The sequence below is a fragment of the Maribacter sp. 2-571 genome, assembly GCF_050589625.1.
Classification (GTDB): Bacteria; Bacteroidota; Bacteroidia; order Flavobacteriales; family Flavobacteriaceae; genus Pelagihabitans.
The window spans coordinates 1-854 of record NZ_JBNGOP010000076.1 but is presented as its reverse complement, the minus strand read 5'-3'; the positions used below and the strand labels follow the sequence as shown (position 1 = coordinate 854).

General features: G+C 50.5%; 1 pseudogene. It reads left to right on the top strand.

Going from position 1 to position 854, the window contains the following annotated elements:
- Positions 1–854 (top strand): annotated as a pseudogene (locus ACRD7P_RS20935) (hypothetical protein); the annotation flags it as partial.

Below are 854 nucleotides of genomic sequence, written 5' to 3'. Positions count from 1 at the left end.
ATCCAAAAACCAAAACAGCACAATGTGCTGCGCCACAGTTTAGATCTGTACAACGACAACCAGGTGGAGAAGTTCACAAGGAAAATAGCGGAGCGGTTGGAGATAGGCACGAGCGTAACGAGAAGGACATTACAGGATCTGACGAAGGAACTCGAAAACCACCGCTTTTTGCTCCTTGGCAAGGAGGAGCAATTAAACAGGCCATTTTATAAGGAGCTATCGGCAATGGAAGAAAAAGAGGCCACCGAGTTCCTGAAATCAAAAGACCTGTTGGAAAGGACCAACGGACTGATAGGAAGGTCGGGGGTCATCGGGGAATATACCAATCGGTTGTTGATGTACCTGATATTCACGAGCCGAAAGACCAACAACCCCTTGCACTGTATCAGCTTGGGCAGTAGCGGGGTCGGCAAAACACACTTGCAGAGCAAGGTCGCCGAACTCATACCGGAGGAAGACAAGGTCGAGATCACCGTGCTATCGGCCAATGCCTTTTACTACTTCAATAGGACCGAACTGCAAAATAAACTGATACTCATCGAGGACTTGGACGGTGCGGAAAGTGTACTCTACCCCTTACGGGAACTGCAATCCAAAAAGCGCATCACAAAAACGGTCGTCCACAAAGACGCAAAGGGAACGACCCGGACCATACACCTGACCGTCGAAGGGCCTGTGTGCGTTGCGGGCTGTACCACCCGGGAAAGCATTTACGAGGACAACAGCAACCGTAGTTTTTTGCTGTATATAGACGAGAGCGAACAGCAGGACAAACGCATCATGGACCACCAGCGCGCCGTATCGGCGGGACAGGTAAACGAAAACGAACAGTTCGCATCGCGTGACCTGTTACA